The sequence below is a fragment of the Kitasatospora sp. MAP12-44 genome (genome assembly GCF_029892095.1).
Taxonomy (GTDB): Bacteria; Actinomycetota; Actinomycetes; order Streptomycetales; family Streptomycetaceae; genus Kitasatospora.
In genome coordinates this window covers 6131235-6147336 of the sequence record NZ_JARZAE010000004.1, presented here as the reverse complement: position 1 = coordinate 6147336, position 16102 = coordinate 6131235, and the positions used below count along the sequence as shown (strand labels likewise).

At 70.4% G+C, this 16102-nt stretch carries 21 protein-coding genes; 14 read left to right on the top strand and 7 right to left on the bottom strand.

Going from position 1 to position 16102, the window contains the following annotated elements; translation table 11 throughout:
• Positions 1 to 278 precede the first annotated feature (278 nt).
• The 3 genes from P3T34_RS28195 (at position 279) to P3T34_RS28185 (ending at position 3782) form a co-directional block, all read left to right on the top strand.
• The gene (locus tag P3T34_RS28195) at positions 279 to 1532 is read left to right on the top strand and encodes a TerD family protein (protein WP_280672452.1); all 1254 of its coding nucleotides are present in this window, start codon (positions 279 to 281) and stop codon (positions 1530 to 1532) included.
• A gap of 176 nt (positions 1533 to 1708) precedes the next feature.
• Positions 1709 to 3322 carry a peptide chain release factor 3 gene (locus P3T34_RS28190; protein ID WP_280668834.1) on the top strand — a complete coding sequence of 538 codons (1614 nt, stop codon included), beginning with the start codon at positions 1709 to 1711 and terminating at the stop codon, positions 3320 to 3322.
• Between the two features lie 112 nt (positions 3323 to 3434).
• Entirely contained in the window at positions 3435 to 3782 is a 348-nt protein-coding gene (locus P3T34_RS28185; protein WP_280668833.1) for a PadR family transcriptional regulator, read from the top strand.
• A 32-nt stretch (positions 3783 to 3814) separates the two neighbouring features.
• Here the strand turns inward: P3T34_RS28185 and P3T34_RS28180 are convergent, their stop codons facing one another.
• On the bottom strand, positions 3815 to 4069 hold the full coding sequence (locus P3T34_RS28180; RefSeq protein ID WP_280668832.1) for a hypothetical protein: 255 nt from the start codon (positions 4067 to 4069) through the stop codon (positions 3815 to 3817).
• 226 nt (positions 4070 to 4295) lie between these two features.
• On the opposite strand from P3T34_RS28180, the gene P3T34_RS28175 reads away from it, so the two are divergent.
• Positions 4296 to 4799 (top strand): hypothetical protein, encoded by a 504-nt coding sequence (locus tag P3T34_RS28175; RefSeq protein ID WP_280668831.1) that lies wholly within the window; start codon positions 4296 to 4298, stop codon positions 4797 to 4799.
• A gap of 5 nt (positions 4800 to 4804) precedes the next feature.
• On the opposite strand, the gene P3T34_RS39980 is transcribed toward P3T34_RS28175, so the two are convergent.
• Both P3T34_RS39980 and P3T34_RS28165 read right to left on the bottom strand, forming a co-directional pair.
• Entirely contained in the window at positions 4805 to 5068 is a 264-nt protein-coding gene (locus tag P3T34_RS39980) for an alpha-N-acetylglucosaminidase C-terminal domain-containing protein (protein ID WP_348534703.1), read from the bottom strand.
• Between the two features lie 189 nt (positions 5069 to 5257).
• Entirely contained in the window at positions 5258 to 5752 is a 495-nt protein-coding gene (locus P3T34_RS28165; RefSeq protein ID WP_280668829.1) for an ATP-binding protein, read from the bottom strand.
• A gap of 163 nt (positions 5753 to 5915) precedes the next feature.
• Here P3T34_RS28165 and P3T34_RS28160 point away from each other — a divergent pair, with 163 nt between their 5' ends.
• The 5 genes from P3T34_RS28160 (at position 5916) to P3T34_RS28140 (ending at position 9480) form a co-directional block, all read left to right on the top strand.
• Entirely contained in the window at positions 5916 to 6827 is a 912-nt protein-coding gene (locus tag P3T34_RS28160; RefSeq protein WP_280668828.1) for a helix-turn-helix transcriptional regulator, read from the top strand.
• Entirely contained in the window at positions 6824 to 7030 is a 207-nt protein-coding gene (locus tag P3T34_RS28155) for a DUF397 domain-containing protein (protein ID WP_280668827.1), read from the top strand. The genes P3T34_RS28160 and P3T34_RS28155 overlap by 4 nt, the downstream gene beginning before the upstream one ends.
• A gap of 33 nt (positions 7031 to 7063) precedes the next feature.
• Positions 7064 to 7900 carry an inositol monophosphatase family protein gene (locus P3T34_RS28150; RefSeq protein ID WP_280668826.1) on the top strand — a complete coding sequence of 279 codons (837 nt, stop codon included), beginning with the start codon at positions 7064 to 7066 and terminating at the stop codon, positions 7898 to 7900.
• A gap of 20 nt (positions 7901 to 7920) precedes the next feature.
• Positions 7921 to 8568: a class I SAM-dependent methyltransferase gene (locus P3T34_RS28145; protein ID WP_280668825.1), complete on the top strand. Its 648-nt coding sequence runs from the start codon at positions 7921 to 7923 to the stop codon at positions 8566 to 8568.
• A gap of 144 nt (positions 8569 to 8712) precedes the next feature.
• The gene (locus P3T34_RS28140) at positions 8713 to 9480 is read left to right on the top strand and encodes a DUF2071 domain-containing protein (RefSeq protein WP_280668824.1); all 768 of its coding nucleotides are present in this window, start codon (positions 8713 to 8715) and stop codon (positions 9478 to 9480) included.
• An 11-nt stretch (positions 9481 to 9491) separates the two neighbouring features.
• On the opposite strand, the gene P3T34_RS28135 is transcribed toward P3T34_RS28140, so the two are convergent.
• Positions 9492 to 10478, bottom strand: coding sequence for a hypothetical protein (locus P3T34_RS28135; protein ID WP_280668823.1), 987 nt, complete (start codon positions 10476 to 10478; stop codon positions 9492 to 9494).
• A gap of 273 nt (positions 10479 to 10751) precedes the next feature.
• Between P3T34_RS28135 and P3T34_RS28130 the strand changes: the two genes are divergently transcribed.
• The 4 genes from P3T34_RS28130 (at position 10752) to P3T34_RS28115 (ending at position 13222) form a co-directional block, all read left to right on the top strand.
• Positions 10752 to 11336 carry a Uma2 family endonuclease gene (locus P3T34_RS28130; RefSeq protein WP_280668822.1) on the top strand — a complete coding sequence of 195 codons (585 nt, stop codon included), beginning with the start codon at positions 10752 to 10754 and terminating at the stop codon, positions 11334 to 11336.
• 88 nt (positions 11337 to 11424) lie between these two features.
• The gene (locus P3T34_RS28125) at positions 11425 to 12054 is read left to right on the top strand and encodes a LysE family translocator (RefSeq protein ID WP_280668821.1); all 630 of its coding nucleotides are present in this window, start codon (positions 11425 to 11427) and stop codon (positions 12052 to 12054) included.
• A 131-nt stretch (positions 12055 to 12185) separates the two neighbouring features.
• Positions 12186 to 12521, top strand: a complete 336-nt coding sequence (locus P3T34_RS28120; protein ID WP_280668820.1) for a metalloregulator ArsR/SmtB family transcription factor — start codon at positions 12186 to 12188, stop codon at positions 12519 to 12521.
• Positions 12521 to 13222 carry a cation transporter gene (locus P3T34_RS28115; protein ID WP_280668819.1) on the top strand — a complete coding sequence of 234 codons (702 nt, stop codon included), beginning with the start codon at positions 12521 to 12523 and terminating at the stop codon, positions 13220 to 13222. The genes P3T34_RS28120 and P3T34_RS28115 overlap by 1 nt, the downstream gene beginning before the upstream one ends.
• A 281-nt stretch (positions 13223 to 13503) precedes the next feature.
• On the opposite strand, the gene P3T34_RS28105 is transcribed toward P3T34_RS28115, so the two are convergent.
• The 3 genes from P3T34_RS28105 to P3T34_RS28095 all read right to left on the bottom strand — a co-directional run bounded on the left by P3T34_RS28105 (position 13504) and on the right by P3T34_RS28095 (position 14600).
• Complete coding sequence (locus P3T34_RS28105; protein ID WP_280668818.1) at positions 13504 to 13728, bottom strand: hypothetical protein; 225 nt, start codon at positions 13726 to 13728, stop codon at positions 13504 to 13506.
• A 41-nt stretch (positions 13729 to 13769) separates the two neighbouring features.
• Positions 13770 to 14246 carry a hypothetical protein gene (locus tag P3T34_RS28100; RefSeq protein WP_280668817.1) on the bottom strand — a complete coding sequence of 159 codons (477 nt, stop codon included), beginning with the start codon at positions 14244 to 14246 and terminating at the stop codon, positions 13770 to 13772.
• 141 nt (positions 14247 to 14387) lie between these two features.
• The gene (locus P3T34_RS28095; RefSeq protein ID WP_280668816.1) at positions 14388 to 14600 is read right to left on the bottom strand and encodes a hypothetical protein; all 213 of its coding nucleotides are present in this window, start codon (positions 14598 to 14600) and stop codon (positions 14388 to 14390) included.
• A gap of 137 nt (positions 14601 to 14737) precedes the next feature.
• Here P3T34_RS28095 and P3T34_RS28090 point away from each other — a divergent pair, with 137 nt between their 5' ends.
• Positions 14738 to 16075, top strand: coding sequence for a transcriptional regulator (locus tag P3T34_RS28090; protein WP_280668815.1), 1338 nt, complete (start codon positions 14738 to 14740; stop codon positions 16073 to 16075).
• Positions 16076 to 16102 lie beyond the last annotated feature (27 nt).

The window sequence follows — 16102 nt, the reverse complement described above, 5'->3', positions numbered from 1 at the left end:
CTCGTCGGCATCGTCGCAGCTGGTCGGTCAAAGACCGCCCGGCAATTGGGGGGTGGGTGAAGGAGCGGGGTCCGGGCCGAGTCTGGGCGGTGCCGACGAGGGAGCCACTGCGGAGCTGAGGGCCCCTCCTGCCCGTTGCCGGGCAAGGAGGGAGACTGAGGAGAAGCCGTCCAGGCGAGAGTCCGGGCGTCGCGACGCCGCCCCCCAATTGCCGGTCGGTCTAAGGTGAGCTCGTACATCTGTGCCGCCCAGCTGAGGAGGACACCGTGACCACGGCCCTGACCCAGGGCGGCAACGCCCCGCTCACCGCCGCCCGGGTGATCGTTGAGGTCGCAGCGCCCAAGCGTCTGGACGTCTCGGCCCTGCTGCTCACGACCGCGGGCAGGGTCCGCTCGGACGCCGACTTCGTCTTCTTCAACGCCCCGCAGGGCCCCGGCGTGACCCATCGCCCCGCCGCCGGCGGCTCCCCCGACGCGATCACCGTGGACACCTGGGCGGTCCCCGCGGAGATCGACAAGGTCGTGGTGACGGCCAGCCTGGACGCCCGCGGTGCCATCTTCGCGGGCAGCGAGCCGACCGCGACCGTCCGGGACGCCGACAGCGGCCAGGTGCTGGTCACGTTCACGCCGCCCAAGCTGAGCCGGGAGACCGCCCTGGTGGTGGTCGAGGTCTACCGGCGCGGCGCGCAGTGGAAGGTCCGCGCGGTCGGGCAGGGCTACGCGAACGGTCTTGCGGGCCTGGCCACCGACTTCGGCGTCTCGGTCGACCGTCCGACGGCCGCGGCGGCGCCCCCGGCCGCAGCCGCCGCCCCGCCGAGGCCCGCGTTCGCCCCGCCGAGGCCCTCGACGCCGCCCGCACCGCCCGCACCGAACGGCCCGCCCGCCCCGAACGCACCGAACACACCGCCCGCCCCGCCCGCGAGGCCGACGGCGCCGCCCTCGACAGGCGGGCCGTCCAAGGTCACCCTCGACAAGGGCCGGATCTCGCTGGTCAAGGGCGGCTCGGTCTCGCTGGTCAAGAACGGCCGCCCGTTCCTCTCCTCGGTCCGGATGGGCCTGGGCTGGGAGCCCGCCCGACACGGCCGCAACGTCGACCTGGACGCCTCCTGCATCGCCTTCGACGCCCAGCGCGAACGGCTGGAGACCGCCTGGTTCATGAAGCTGCAGGTCTTCAACGGCTCGATCCAGCACAGCGGCGACAACCTGACCGGTGGCGGCAGCGGCGACGACGAGTCGATCACCGTGCACCTGGAGGGCCTGCCGGCCGAGGTCTGCGGGCTGGTCTTCGTGGTCAACTCCTTCTCCGGCCAGAAGTTCACCGAGGTCAAGGACGCCTACTGCCGGCTGCTGGACGCCACCAGCGGCCAGGAGCTGGTGCGCTTCGACCTCACCAACGCCGAGCCGCACACCGGCGTGGTGATGTGCAAGCTGGTCCGGCAGTTCTCGGGTGAGTGGGTGATGACCGCCATCGGCGAGTACGTGGACTCCAAGACCGCCCGCGGCATGGTGCAGCCGGCCGCCGCACTGCTCTGACCTGCGGCGCGAGCCGCTCTGACGTGCCCCTGCGGATTTTGGGCGGTGAAAGCCGTCCCGTAGTTCTCGCCGGTCCCCTTAGAATCGATCCTTGGGCCTGCGGAGAATGCACGCGGCTCAGCAGGCCCGGAGCGGCATCACCGGCCTGGTGCCGATCGGTATTCCGAGGGAACACGTTGAGCAACGAACTGTCCGCCAGCACGATCCAGGTCCTCGACGAGGCCGGCCGTCGCCGGACCTTCGCCGTCATCAGCCACCCCGACGCCGGCAAGTCGACGCTGACCGAGGCGCTGGCGCTGCACGCGCACGCGATCACCTCGGCCGGCGCCGTGCACGGCAAGGGCGGCCGGCGCGGCGTCACCAGCGACTGGATGGAGCTGGAGCGCGACCGCGGCATCTCGGTGACCTCGGCGGCACTGCAGTTCGACCACCGCGGCCATGTGATGAACCTGGTCGACACCCCCGGCCACGCCGACTTCTCCGAGGACACCTACCGGGTACTCGCCGCGGTGGACTGCGCGATCATGCTGGTCGACGCCGCCAAGGGCCTGGAGGAGCAGACCCGCAAGCTCTTCGCGGTCTGCCGCCACCGCGGCGTCCCGGTGATCACCTTCATCAACAAGTGGGACCGCCGGGGCCGCGAGGCGCTCGCCCTGCTGGACGACATCGAGACCCACCTCGGCATCACGCCGGTGCCGGTGGTGTGGCCGGTCGGCGACGCCGGCAACCTGCGCGGCCTGGTGCAGGCCGACAACACCGAGCAGATGCTCCGCTTCACCAAGGTCCCGGCCGGCACCCACGCCGCCATCGAGGAGACCCTCACCGCCGAGCAGGCCGTCGAGCAGGAGGGCGAGACCTGGGAGAACGCCCTGGAGGAGCTGGAGCTGGTGCTCTCCTCCGGTCCCGGGTACGACCAGGAGGCCTTCGAGGCCGGCAAGATCAGCCCGGTCTTCTTCGGCGCCGCGCTGACCAACATCGGCGTGAAGCTGCTGCTGGACGCCGTCGTCGACCTGGCCCCGGCGCCCGGCCCGCGCCCGCTGGCCAAGGGCGGCGCCCGCGAGGTGGAGTCCGAGTTCTCCGGTCTGGTCTTCAAGATCCAGGCCAACATGGACCCGGCGCACCGCGACCGGATCGCCTTCGTCCGGGTCTGCTCGGGCGTCTTCGAGCGCGGTATGAACGTCACCCGCGCCGCCAGCGGCCGCTCCTTCGCCACCAAGTACGCGCACACCGTCTTCGGCGCCGAGCGCACCGTCGTCGACACCGCCTACCCCGGCGACGTGGTCGGCCTGATCAACGCCGCGGCGCTGCGGGTCGGCGACACCCTCTACACCGGCAAGAAGGCGGAGTTCCCGCCGCTGCCCGCGTTCGCCCCCGAGTACTTCGCGGTCGCCCGCCCCAAGGACATCAGCCGCTCCAAGCAGTTCCGCAAGGGCGTCTCGCAGCTCGACGAGGAGGGCGTGGTCCAGGTGCTGGTCTCCGACCGGCGCGGCGACCAGGCGCCGGTGATGGCGGCGGTCGGGCCGATGCAGTTCGACGTCGTGCTGCACCGCATGGAGCACGAGTTCTCCTCCCCGATCACCCTGGACCACCTGTCCTACCGGCTGGCCCGGGTGACCGACACGGTCGGCGCGGCCGAGCTCGGCAAGGCCCGCCTGACGGACGGCGAGGTGCTGACCCGCCGCTCGGACAACGTGCTGCTCGCGCTGTTCGCCGACAAGTGGCACCTGAACGCCTTCCAGCGCGCCAAGCCGGACATCCTGCTGGAGCCGCTGATCGCGACCGCCGACTAGGCCCCCCGCACCCGTAACGCCACGCCGACGCACCGTCGGCGTGGCGTTCGTCGTTCCATCCCTTCGCGAAGGCGCTAGACGTCATATGCCGATGAGCGATATATATAGCCACATGACAGAACGCTCCATGCAGGAGCCCACGCTGCTTCTGCTCACCGCACTGGCCGATGCCCCACGGCACGGCTACGCACTGATCCAGGAGATCGCCGCGATCTCGGACGGCCGGGTCAAGATGCGGACCGGCACGCTCTACAGCGCGCTGGACCGGCTGCTCCAGCAGGGGCTGATCCGGATCGAGCGCGACGAGGTGATCGACGGCCGCGCCCGCCGGACGTACGCTCTCGCCGACGCCGGACGCGCCACGCTGGCCGCCGAGGCCGACCGGCTGCGCGCGGTGGTGGCCGAGGCCGACCGTCGTCTGAGCACCATCCGTCCGACGGCCAGGGGGGCCCTCGCATGAACACCGGCACCACCGGCTCCACTTCGCGGGGACTACGGCTCGCCCTGCGGGTCTACCCCGCCACATACCGCGCCGAGCGCGGCGAGGAGATCACCGCCGTCCACGCCGACCTCACCGAGGGCGCCGGCCGACTGGCCACCGCCCGCGAGACCGCCGGCGTCGCCGCGTACGGCCTGCGGGTCCGCACCGGCCTCACCTCCGGCGGCATCGGCGGGCAGCTGCTCGCCACCACCGCGCCGCTGGTCGCCGCCGTGGCGCTCGGCCAGCAGCTGCCCGTCCTGTGGCACCTCCCGCAGAGCTGGCAGACGGCGCTGCCCACGGCCGACACGCCTACCAACTACCGCCCCGAGGTGATCGCCTCGGCCTTCCCGGGCGTGCTCTGGCTGCTGGGTCGTCGCGGCCCTGCTGCTCCGCAAGTGGACCGCCGCCCGGATCCTGGCCGCCCTGGCCGGAGTCGCCGTCGTCGCCGAGTGGTTGGTCCGAAGCCACCTCATACAGGCGTGGGCGCCGGGCATGCCGCCGGACTACACCGACCTGGTCTCCACAGCCGGAGCGGGCGTGCTGTGGGCCCTGCTGGTCTTCGCCGCACCCGGCGACCTGCTCGGCAGCACGGTCGCGCGCCGACCGCGAGCCGCCGTCCTGCCCGCGCTGCTGCTGGCCGCAAGCACCCTGGTGCACTCCGCAGGCGTCATCAGCGCATCGCAGAACACCACCGAGACGCTGAGCGCGACCTTCCTCCTGCTGGGCTTGCTCTCGCTCGCCTTCCTGCGCTGGGGCCGACTGCTGCCGACCGCGACCGGACTGGCCATCCTCCCGATCGTCTTCACCAACGCCGTGTTGCTCCTCTCGTACCACGTGTTCTCCTGGTTCGACTACTGGCTCGGCGACCTCGGAATGCTCGTCAACTACGTCGTCGGGGCCACGCTGGTCGCTCTGCTGACAGCGGGCGCCGTGCGCTTTCTGTACCACCAGCCGTCGGCCTCACCCGAGGCGTCCTCGGACCTCAGCGCCCAGTAGGCGGGTCACCCCGCCACCGCAGTGGCGACCTCGCGGGCCAGCGCCACGGGGTCGCCGGACGGGACGACCGGGTAGCGCGTGGTCGAGCGCGCCCAGTCGTCCTCCAGCGCGAACCAGTCGATCGGCGCCGGGTCGGTGCGGGTGCTCAACGCCCGGTCCAGCGAGGCGAAGTAGGCCGCCCAGCCGGTCCAGCAGCGCCCCCACCGACGTCCCCGCCACCTCGACCGCCCCGGCCTCCCCGGCCACCGAGAACGCGTCACCCCCACCATCCCCGGCCATCGCTCGCAGCCCCAGCTGCGCGGCCCGCCCCGCCAGCACCCGCCCCACCACCGCAGCCGCCGGCCCGACATCGAACGCCGGCCGGGCCTCTCCCGACGGACCCGGGGACACCCCCACCCCACCGAACACCAGCACGAGTGGGACCACACTCCGACAGAACCGAAGGATCTTCCCCCGTTCTATGCCGATTCCTCCCCCTCCCAACCGACCCCCGCCGCACCACCCCAAAGATCAACCTCACACCACACCGTTTTCCCGGACGGCGGCCGCGGCTCACTCCCCCACCGATCGGCCAGCCCGGCGACCAGCAGCAGCCCCCGCCCGGACTCCAGATCAGCCGTCGCCGCGCCGGACAGCACCGGCAGCCGCTCACCCCGCGAGTCCGACACCTCGATGCGCAAGGTCGCACCGGCGACCGGGTGCGGCCAGAGCCCGAGCAGCAGGTGGAAGTCCCGCCCACGGACGTGACCGTGCGTGACCGCGTTCGCCGCGAGTTCGGCCACGATCAGGACGGCGTTCTGGAACGGCTCGTCAGCGCGGTCCCAGCCCCACTCGGTCAGCCGGCGCGCAGCGGCCAGCCGGGCCAGCCGCGCGCCGCGCCGACTGGACCCGAACAGAGCGGCGAACTGCGGTGTGCTGTCGGTCGATTGGGCAAGAGCAATTTCGGACGTCATGTCACCGAGCGTGGCCGGTTGACCGTACTCTTGCCAGCAGGCGAACCGGTACGGAACGTAGGTGTACGACTGCGCCAGGTTGCCGGTCCGGCCCGTCGGACGTGACGGGATGCGTGTCGAGGCGGTTCTCCGGTCAGTCGGTTGGTTGGGGTGGTGGTCGAAGATGACAGAAGCGGACGACGACGGGACCTGGGCGGGCGCGACAAGCCCCGCAGACCCGGTCGACGAGCAGCGACCGGAGGCACCCGACGACCCGGACGGCGCGACGGACTTCTTTCGCGCCCTCGGCAAGCAGATCAAGCTGCTACGCGAACGGGCCGGCCTGACCCAGAAGGAATTCGGCGACCGCCTCGGCTACGGCGAGGACCTGATCTCCTCCATCGAACGCGGCCGCCGCACCCCGCAACCGGAGTTCCTCGACGCTGCGGACGAACTGCTGGACGCGGGTGGCCTGTTGAAGGTCGCCAAGGAGGACGTGGCCAAGGCGCGAGCCAGGGCGCGAGTCCGGCACCCGGCCTGGTTCCGCGACTACGTGCGGCTGGAGGGAGAGGCGGTGGAGCTGCACGAGTACGCGAATCACAACATCCCGGGACTCCTGCAGACCGAGGCACACGCCCGCGCCCTCTACGCGATGCGCAGACCGCTACTGGCCGAGAAGACCATCGAGGAGCGGGTCATCGCCCGTCTGGCACGCCAGGAGATCCTGACCAAGTGGCCGCCTCCGATGGTGACCTGCATCATCGAGGAGGCCATCGTCCGACGACCGATCGGCGACTGGGACATCCACCAAGCGCAGCTCGAACAACTGCTCCGGCTCGGCCGGTTGCGCAACATCGAACTCCAGGTGATGCCCACGATCCTCATCGAACACGCCGGTCTCGGCGGCCCGTTCATCCTCCTGGCACCGAAGAAGCGTCCGCAGCTGGGATACCTGGAGGTCCAGAAGGTCAGCCAACTCTGCTCCGACGCCGAGGAAGTCCGTATGCTGGCCGCACAGTACGGCAGCCTCCGGGCTCAGGCCCTCACTCCACGCGAGTCCCTGACCCTGGTCGAGAAGATGCTGGGAGAACGATGAGCACCGAGGAATCACGGCGAAGCAGCGCTGAGCTCAGCTGGTTCAAGAGCAGCCACAGCAGCAACGAAGGCGGTGCCTGCGTGGAGATCGCCCTCACCCCCAGCACCGTCCATGTCCGCGACTCCAAGGACAAGTCCGGCCCCCACCTCACCTTCACCCCGCACAGCTGGACCGCCTTCCTCGACTTCGCCACCACCACCTGACGCTCTCCCCCACCGCTCGCTAATCTGGCGATCATGCTGATCGACCAGGTGACCGAGATTCTGCGCGAGGCCGCCGAGGTGGCCATCCTCCCCCGCTACCGGGCGCTGGCGGCCGGGGACGTCGTGGAAAAGACCCCGGGTGAGGTGGTCACCGTGGCCGACCGGCAGGCGGAGGAGCTGATCACCCGCCGCCTGCGCGGTCTGCTCGACGTACCGGTGGTCGGCGAGGAGGCCGCGGCAGCAAGCCCCGCGCTGGTCGCGGCACTGCGCGAGGCTCCGGCGGCGTGGCTGGTCGACCCGCTGGACGGGACGGCCAACTTCGTGGCCGGCCGCCCCGAGTACGCCGTCATGGCAGCCCTGGTACGGCACGGGCAGACCGTCGCCTCGTGGATCGTGCAGCCCGCCGAGGGGCGCAGCTACGTGGCCGAGCGGGGCTCCGGGGCGTGGCAGGACGGGGTGCGGCTGCACCGGCCCCCCGCGCCGCGCGATCCCGCCGAGCTGCGCGGCGCTGCGCTGACCAGGTTCCTCGATCCGGCGGCCCGGGCCCATCTCGAGGCCACCGCGCACCGTTTCGCCGCACTGGGCCCCGGCACCAAGTGCGCGGGCGTGGACTATCCTCACCTGACAACCGGCGAAGCAGACTTCCTCCTCTACCAGCGCACCCTCCCGTGGGACCACGCACCCGGCGTGCTGCTCCTCACCGAGGCCGGCGGCACCGCCCGTCGCCCGGACGGTACGGACTACCGGCCCTCCGATCCGGAGGCCAAGCGCGGCCTGCTGATCGCCGCCGACCCGCAGTGCTGGCAGACCGTCCACGGCCTCCTGGAGCGCTTCAGAAGTGGATCAAGCGGTGACCTGCGGAGCCGGTGAGGTCCGTATGCTGCACTCGCATGAAGGATCTTGGTAGTCAGATCGCATATTGGGACAGCGTCGGCGCAACGAAGACGTTCACTCATCCGGTGAATCTCAGCTGGCTGGCGGGGGTGGGTTCGAACGCTCGGGTCCTGGACTACGGGTGCGGATATGGCCGGGTCATGGCCGAGTTGAGCGAGTACGGCTTCTCTGACGTGTCCGGTGTGGACCTGTCTCCCACACTGATCGAGCGGGGCCGTCAGTCGAGGTCTGACCTGCGCTTCGCCGTCCTGGAGTCCCCACCGGACCTGACCCACGCGTCAGCGAGCGTCGATGTCGTCCTGCTGTTCGCGGTACTGACGTGCATCCCTGACGACAATGCTCAGCGGGCACTGGTCGCCGAGCTGAGCCGCGTCCTAGCACCCGGCGGACTGCTCTACGTCAGCGACATGGTCGTGCAGGACGACGAACGAAACCACAGCCGCTACGCCACCTACGCCCAGCAGTTCGGCACACCGTACGGGGTCTTCGCCACTGACGACGGCGCGGTGTGCCGGCATCACGACATCGCTGAGCTGCGAGCCCTGCTGTCGGACTTCGATCTGGAGGACGAGCACCGGATCGAGGTCGCCACGATGAACGGCCACCGGTCTCAGGCGGTGCAGTTGCTGGGCCGCAAGCGGTGACGATCACAGCCACTCGTTGATGGCCGCGATCAGCACGGTCGCCTCGTAGCGCACGGAGAGCTTGTCGTATCTCGTGGCCACCGCGCGGTGCCGCTTCAGGCGCAGGCCCTACTCCACTGACAAGTCAGCTCCTATGCTCGTCACATGACCCTCCCCCCTCCGGCCGCACCGGAGCCCGTCACCGTCGATCCGGCGCGGGCCGTGCGAGGGTCGCTGCTCACGCAGTCGTGGCTCGACCTCACCTTCCTGCACTGGGCGGTGGACCCGGCGGACGTGGCGCCGCTGCTCCCTCCGCGCACCAGGCCGGACGTGCTGGACGGGGTCACGTACGTCGGTCTGGTGGCCTTCCGGATGCATCGGATTGGGTGGTTCCGGCTGCCGGGAGTGCCCTACCTCGGGACCTTCCCGGAGACCAACGTCCGGCTCTACTCGGTCGACGGGCACGGGCGTCGCGGTGTGGTGTTCCGCTCGCTCGAAGCGGCCCGGCTGCTCCCAGTCGCGACGGCCCGGCTGGGGTTCCGACTCCCGTACGTCTGGGCCCGGATGGCGATCGAGCACGACAGCGACACCGTCACCTACACCAGCTCCCGGCGCTGGCCGGGACCGCGCGGCGCGCACAGCCGGATATCCGTGCGAGTCGGCGAACTCATCCAGGAGCCGAGCGAGTTGGAGCACTTCCTCACCGCCCGCTGGGGCATGCACAGCAACTTCTTCGGCCGCCAGCTGTACCTGCCCAACACCCACCCCCGCTGGCCCCTGCACCGGGCCGAACTGACCGAGTGCACCGAGGACTTGATCGTCGCCGCCGGGCTCCCCGAGCCCGTCGGCCCACCGGTCAGCGTGCTCTACTCCCCCGGCGTCCCGGTCCGCTTCGGCTGGCCGATGCGCCCGGCGGGCATCCCGACCCCGTAGCACGGACGCCGTCAGCCCGTCGCTGGCAGCGCTGCCAGCGTCGACGCGATGCGTTCGCGCCAACCGGGACCGGGACCAGGACCAGGACCGGCGGTACCACCACCGGCAGGGACAGCCGCCGCCGAGCGCTCCTGGCGACAACTCCCGCACTGCTGCTCACCGGTGACGGGACGGAAGGCTCGCTCGCAGCCCGCACAACTGACCAGCGCCTCCACCAGCGCCAGCGCAGGCACCGCCGGATCCGGCTCCGGCATCTTCTCCCGCAGGCGGCAACGCACCAGCCCGGCGGGCGACTTGATGAACTGCGGCAGCCCGGCGGTCAGCGCATGCCGCAGCCCCTCGGTCTCCACGCCTCTGGCCAGCCACTCTGCGGCGAGCGGCACCAGTCGCGCCACCTCGGTTCTACCGAGCACCAGCCGCGGATCAGTGCGCCGCAGCGACCGCAACACCCGTTCCGCCTCTGCGGCTTGAGGGCTGTCGCTCGAAACCGGCGGCGGGACCGGGAGGGGGGAAGTGTTCTTCTCCACCAGTGTTACTACCTCTGGGAGGTCGGTGCCGGTGTCCGGCGGCGCGGCCACACCGGATTCTCGCCTTCCGGCATCCGGGCCGCCGCTAGCACTGCCCCCACCCCCGCCCACATTCCCGCCCCCACTCCCGTCCTCCAAGTGGTCGGCGAAGAACTCGGCCGCCTCGGCCGCGTTGAGCGCAACGTTCGACACCAACGACTCGGTGCGCACGTGCCCCAGGTCGTTGCGCCACCTCGTGCAGTGCAGCAGCCCGCCCTTGGTGAGCTGACGGCGCGCCCGGTCCATGGTGACCCGGCCGCCGGACATCCCCGCCGCCAACGCGGTGACCGTCGTCGAACGGGCACGCGAGTCCGGCAGAGCCAACGCCCGCACCAGCAGCCTGAACGCCGCGTCCGACAGATTCGCGTCCCACACCAGGGCGTTGGCGATCTGGGTGAAGTCGCGCGAAGGCGCGATAACATTCCTGAGCATCCTCGGTGGCTCGCTTCCACTCGGCGGGTGAAGAGCCCGGCCCTGGTGCTGTAACACCTGCCGGGCTCGCCCCTTTTCCCCAGGAGCGACCCGCTTTGGCGGCCACCGTACACCGATACGGACCCAAACCACGACTCTCCGTGGCTACTTGCACACTCTAGGCAATCTCGACCCGCCACTCCATCGGGTGATTCCCCGGGCATTCCGCCGCTTCACCGCCCGTCAGCCGCGTTAGCCTCCGCATGACGCACGGAAGGAGGCATCACGAGAGCCATGACGCACGAGCAACCGGCCCAGGCCACGCCCACGCAGGAGGAGATCCTGCTGGAGGCGTTCCTCGGCCTGGACACCCCCGAGGGCTTGCGAACCGAGCTCATCGAGGGAGAGATCATCGTGTCCCTACCCACCGACGGAGACCACGAGGACTGCATCGGAGTCCTGATCGACCAGGTGATCCGGAGCTCCTCGACCAGGATGCAGGTATCCGGCTACAAGGGGCTACGCCTCCCCAGCGGCGGCCGGTGCCCCAAGAACCACGCCATCCCCGACGCCACCTTCGCCCCCTTGGAGCTGCGCCTCTTCCGCGGTGCGCCGCCCTGGATGGATCCGGACGGGGTGGCGATGGTCGTCGAGGTCACGTCCAGCAAGCCGCTCCAGGACCGGATCGCCAAGCGGCACTGCTACGCCCGCGCCAAGATCCCGCTCTACCTACTGATCGACCGCGACGAATCCAAGGTCAGCGTCTTCGGCAAGCCCGAGGGCGACGAGTACACCGAGGTCCACCTCGCCCCCTTCGGCAAGCCGCTGGCCCTGCCCGAGCCGTTCGCGTTCGAGCTGGACACCGCGCCTTTCCTGTGAGGAGCCCCGCAATCCGTTAGCAGCGCTGAACGGTTCCCCGAAGACATCGGCGCTAGTGCTGAACGCACCACGCACCGATCCTTGAACCATGATCGGAACGAACGCACTCCTCAGCGTCACCGCGGTGGCACTCGGCATGGTCCTGACCCCCGGGCCCAACATGATGTACCTGGTCTCGCGCAGCATCACGCAAGGGCGACGGGCCGGGGTGGTCTCGCTGGCGGGCGTGGCCGTCGGGTTCCTGGTCTATCTCAGCGCCGCCAACCTCGGGTTGTCGGTGGCGTTCCTCGCCGTCCCTGGGCTGTACCTGGCGGTGAAGCTCAGCGGGGCCGGCTATCTCGCCTGGCTGGCCTGGAAGGCAGTGCGACCCGGTGGGCAATCGGTCTTCGCCCCGCAGGAGTTGGCGCCCGACTCGCCCCGGCGGCTGTTCACGATGGGGCTGCTCACCAACCTGCTGAACCCCAAGATCGCCGTCATGTACCTCTCGCTGATCCCGCAGTTCATCGACGTCCGCGCGGGGCACGTCCTGCTGCAGGGCTTCGTCCTCGGCGGCGCGCAGATCGCCGTCAGCCTCGCCGTGAACCTGGCGCTGGTCATGGCGGCCGGCACGGTCGCGGCCTTCTTCGCCGACCACCCGGGCCGGCTGCGCGCCCAGCGCTACCTGATGGGCACCGTCCTGGGCGCCCTCGCCATCAAACTCGCCACCGACCCGGCATAGCGCAGAGTGCAGAGTGCAGAGTGCAGAGTGCAGAGCGAACGCGATCGGCCCGCGTCGCCGGGCACCCGGCCACGCCGCCTGCCCGAGGTGACAAGGTTTCCTGAATTCACGATTCTCTGTATCGTCATGCCGTGCTGACTCTCGCCTCCGACATCGAGGTGCTCGCGCGCTTCGGCCGCGCGCTCGCCGATCCGATCCGCTGCCGCCTGCTCCTCGCCCTGCGCGAGGCTCCGGCTCACCCGTCCGACCTCGCCGAGGCGCTGGGGATCTCCCGCACCCGACTGTCGAACCACCTGGCCTGCCTGCGCGATTGCGGCTTGGTCGTCGCCGTCCCGGTCGGCCGCCGCACCCGCTACGAGCTCGCCGACCCCCGCCTCGCCCACGCACTGGACGACCTTCGCACCGCCGTGGTCGCCATCGAGACCGACCGGGCCTGCGCGGACACCGCCGAGAAGGGCTGCTGCTGATGGCCACCCTCGCGATCGGCCCCACCCCGGCCCGCCGCGATGCCCTCGCCCGCCGCATCCGCCTCCTGGTCGCAGCCACCATCACCTACAACGCCGTCGAGGCAGCCGTCGCGATCACCGCCGGAACGCTGGCCTCCTCCACCGCGCTGGTCGGCTTCGGCCTGGACTCCGTCATCGAGGTGTCCTCCGCTGTGGCGGTCGCCTGGCAGTTCTCCGCTCGCGACCACGCCGTGCGCGAGTCCCGGGAGAAGACCACCCTGCGCATCATCGCGCTCTCGTTCTTCGCGCTCGCGGCGTACGTCACCGTCGATGCCGCCCACACGATGGCCGGCACCGGGGAGGCCGGACGCTCGATCCCAGGCATCGCGCTCGCCGCGCTGTCCCTGCTCGTGATGCCGGTCCTGTCCTCCGCCCAGCGCAAGGCCGGGCGGGAACTGGGCTCGGCCTCGGCGGTCGCGGACTCCCAGCAGACCCTGCTGTGCACCTACTTGTCCGCAGTGCTGCTGGCCGGACTGCTCGCCAACGCCACCCTGGGCTGGTCCTGGGCCGACCCCGTCAGCGCCCTGGCCATCGCCGCCACGGCGGTCAAGGAAGGCCGCGACGCCTGGCAAGGAAAGGGCTGCTGCGCGCCCCCCACCGCGACGAAAACCGACGCGCCCGACACCTGCGAGTGCGCCCCCGGATGCTCCTGCTGCACCTGATCCCGGCTACGCAAAACCAGAGCACGGGCTTCACCCGAGAGCGGTCATCGCCGCCGTGATGAGCGCGCGCGCACCCGATCCGTGGACAGCGAGATCCGCCAGAGCCGCGAACGCCTGCGCGTACAAAGCCATTTCGTGCGACTGTGTGATCGTGCGCGAATTGGAGTACGGGCCAGCGCCTGTCCCGGGACGAGTAGGGCCGTCCGGTCCGTGGGGAATCGGACCGCACGGCCGGCGATAAGCCCACCCCGCGCGGCTGACGGGTGGCGCCCAGGTCAGGGCTACTCGGTGGGGGCGGCGTACCAACTGTCCGGCAGGCGGTAGAAGACAGTCGGCAGCACGCCAGCCTTGCGCGTTCCGTCCGGGCCGGTCTGAGTGACCGTGATCGGGACCCGAACAGCGACCAGGTCCTCCTGCGCGATCTCCCCGACCTCGACCGCGCGCATGGCGACGGCGTGGTTCTCCAGCCATTTGTGCGCCTGGAACGGCGCGCTACTCTCAGTCATGCGGCCGAGTATGGCAGCGCCGCCATCACCGAGCTGGCCTTTCACTTGCTCGGCTTGTTCATGCACGAGACCTGGCAGTCGGGTGGCGAGTGCTGGCACGTCGCGGCGACCACGATCTCGCCGGTCGCCGGGTCACCCCACAGACGCGGGTCCGCCGGATAGCCGGCCTGCTCCATCATGCTGGTCGTGAACTGGATGACCGCGCCGTTGAACCTGGTCGGGTCGGGGCGTTCCGGGTAGTGATGCACCGGGCCGCCGATCTGGGCGCACAGTTCCTCGTAGGCCTTCGTGTGGAGGATGAGGGCATGCCAGCCCTCGTCGACGACCCGCGAGGGCGCCATGCCGCGATCGCGGTACCGGCCGCAGGTCGCGACGAACTTCAGCGCCTCGCGGACGATCCGCTCGGCGAGGTGCTGCTCCATCCCCGGGTTGTTGTCGCGGACGGTGGCGGTGACCGCCGCGAACGTGTCGGGCGAGATGAGGTCCGCCGGGTCCTTCGTGGTCGTGGCTGTAGTCACGATGTCCTCCCGTGATCGTGTCGCTCGGGACTGTCCCCGCGCTCTTGGGTCCTATGAGGCGTGGCAGCTCACGCGAGACCACCGGGTGCCCCCCGGTCGCTGCCGCCTCCACCGCGCCTGGGTTCAGCCCCGCATGGCCCGTCATCGTCCGGCCCCCGTGTGCTCAGCGCAGGCGACGACCGCCCAGCTGAGACGGCTGCTGCCCGAGCGGGTGAAGAACAGCCCGGCGGCCACCAGAGGCAGCTTGGTCCCATGGCGGTCGATGCACGCTTGTCCGTGTAGTTGGGCGCTGGTGGGGCTGCGCCTACGCGGCTCCACCCGCACGATGTCCTTCCTGGGTGTCACCTGCGTCATGTCCACCATGCTGATCGGCGAGCCCGAGCGCGGGCAGCAGGTGCGAAGGGCCAGGTTGAGTACTCGGTTCGCACCCCGTGTGAACCACAGTCGACTAGCCTCTGACGAGCAATCAAGTTCTCGCGTGAGGTGGGCCTATGGAGCCAAACATCCTGCTGGACGCCCTCCTCGAAGAGGCGGGAGGGATGTCCCACGCCGGCCTCGCAGCCCGAGTCAACAAGGCCGCCGCAAGCCGCGGCAGGGAGACACGCTACGACCACACCTCCGTGACCCGCTGGCTCCGCGGCCAGCGACCGCGTGGAGACGGACCCGACCTGATCTGCGACGTCCTCAGCCGGAAACTCCGACGCCCGCTGAGTCTCGACGACATCGGCATGGGCCAGCCCAACAGCCTGCCGCAACCCACAGCCCTCGGCGCGTTCGTTGACCGCGCAGCGGCATTCTGGCGCTCCGACCAGCAGGCCAGAACCGAGGTCCAGGCCACTCCGGCCATAGTTGGAACGCCGGCCATCGTCCCGGTCTGGGAGTGGGAGAACCCGCCGAACGACCCCGACGTCTCACGACGCGGCACCCAGAGCGTGGGCCAGAGCGACCTGACCATGCTCCGTGTCGCACGCGCCCGCTACGAGCAGATGTACCGCGCCACTGGCGGCATCGCCACCCGCGCCCGAGTCGTCGGATTCCTCGCCACCCACACCGCGCCCTTGATCTGCGGCACCTACACTGACGCCGTCGGCCGCGACCTCTACCGGGCAACCGGCGGCCTGGTTGCAGTGGCAGGCATCTGCGCCTACGACTCCGACCACCAGGGCCTGGCTCAGCGCCATTTTCACCACGCGCTGCGTCTGGCGAAAGCGTCCGGGGACCGGGCCTTCGGGGGCTATGTCGTCGCCCTGCTCGTCAACCAGGCGCTGTTCCTCAAGGACTACCGGCAGGCTGTCGCATTCGCTGAGTCTGGCGTGCGCAGCGCTGGTGCCGCTATCAGCCCCGCGCTCGCAACCGACCTGTTCGCGATGCAGGCGAAGGCGTTCGCCAGGATGGGCGACGGCAGCGGCGCTCACCAGGCCATGGCGCGCGCAGAGACCGCCGCCGCCAGCATCCGCCCGGAAAGCGAACCTCCAGAGACCGGATACGTACAGCCCGGCTTGGTCGAGGCTCAGCTCGCCGAGGCCCTGATCAGCCTCGGGGACTGGAGCCCCGCGCGTGCCTACGCCGAAGAAGCCGTACGAGTGCAGGCCCACCCGCGAGGCCGTGTTCACCGCATGGCGACGCTGACGACCGTCGACTTGGGACGCGGCGAGGTCGAGCAGGCCGCGGCCAGCGCGGTGGCCGCCCTCCAACTGGCAAGTGGCATGGAGTCACAGCGTCTCCGAGACCGTTTCACCGCGCTCCGCAGGCAGCTGACCGGCAGCCAGACAGCTGCTGCCCGCGACGCGGTCGGCCAGATCGACGCCTCGCTCTCCGTGCCCCTGTAGCTGCCCTACTCTGGGCACGAGCAGCTA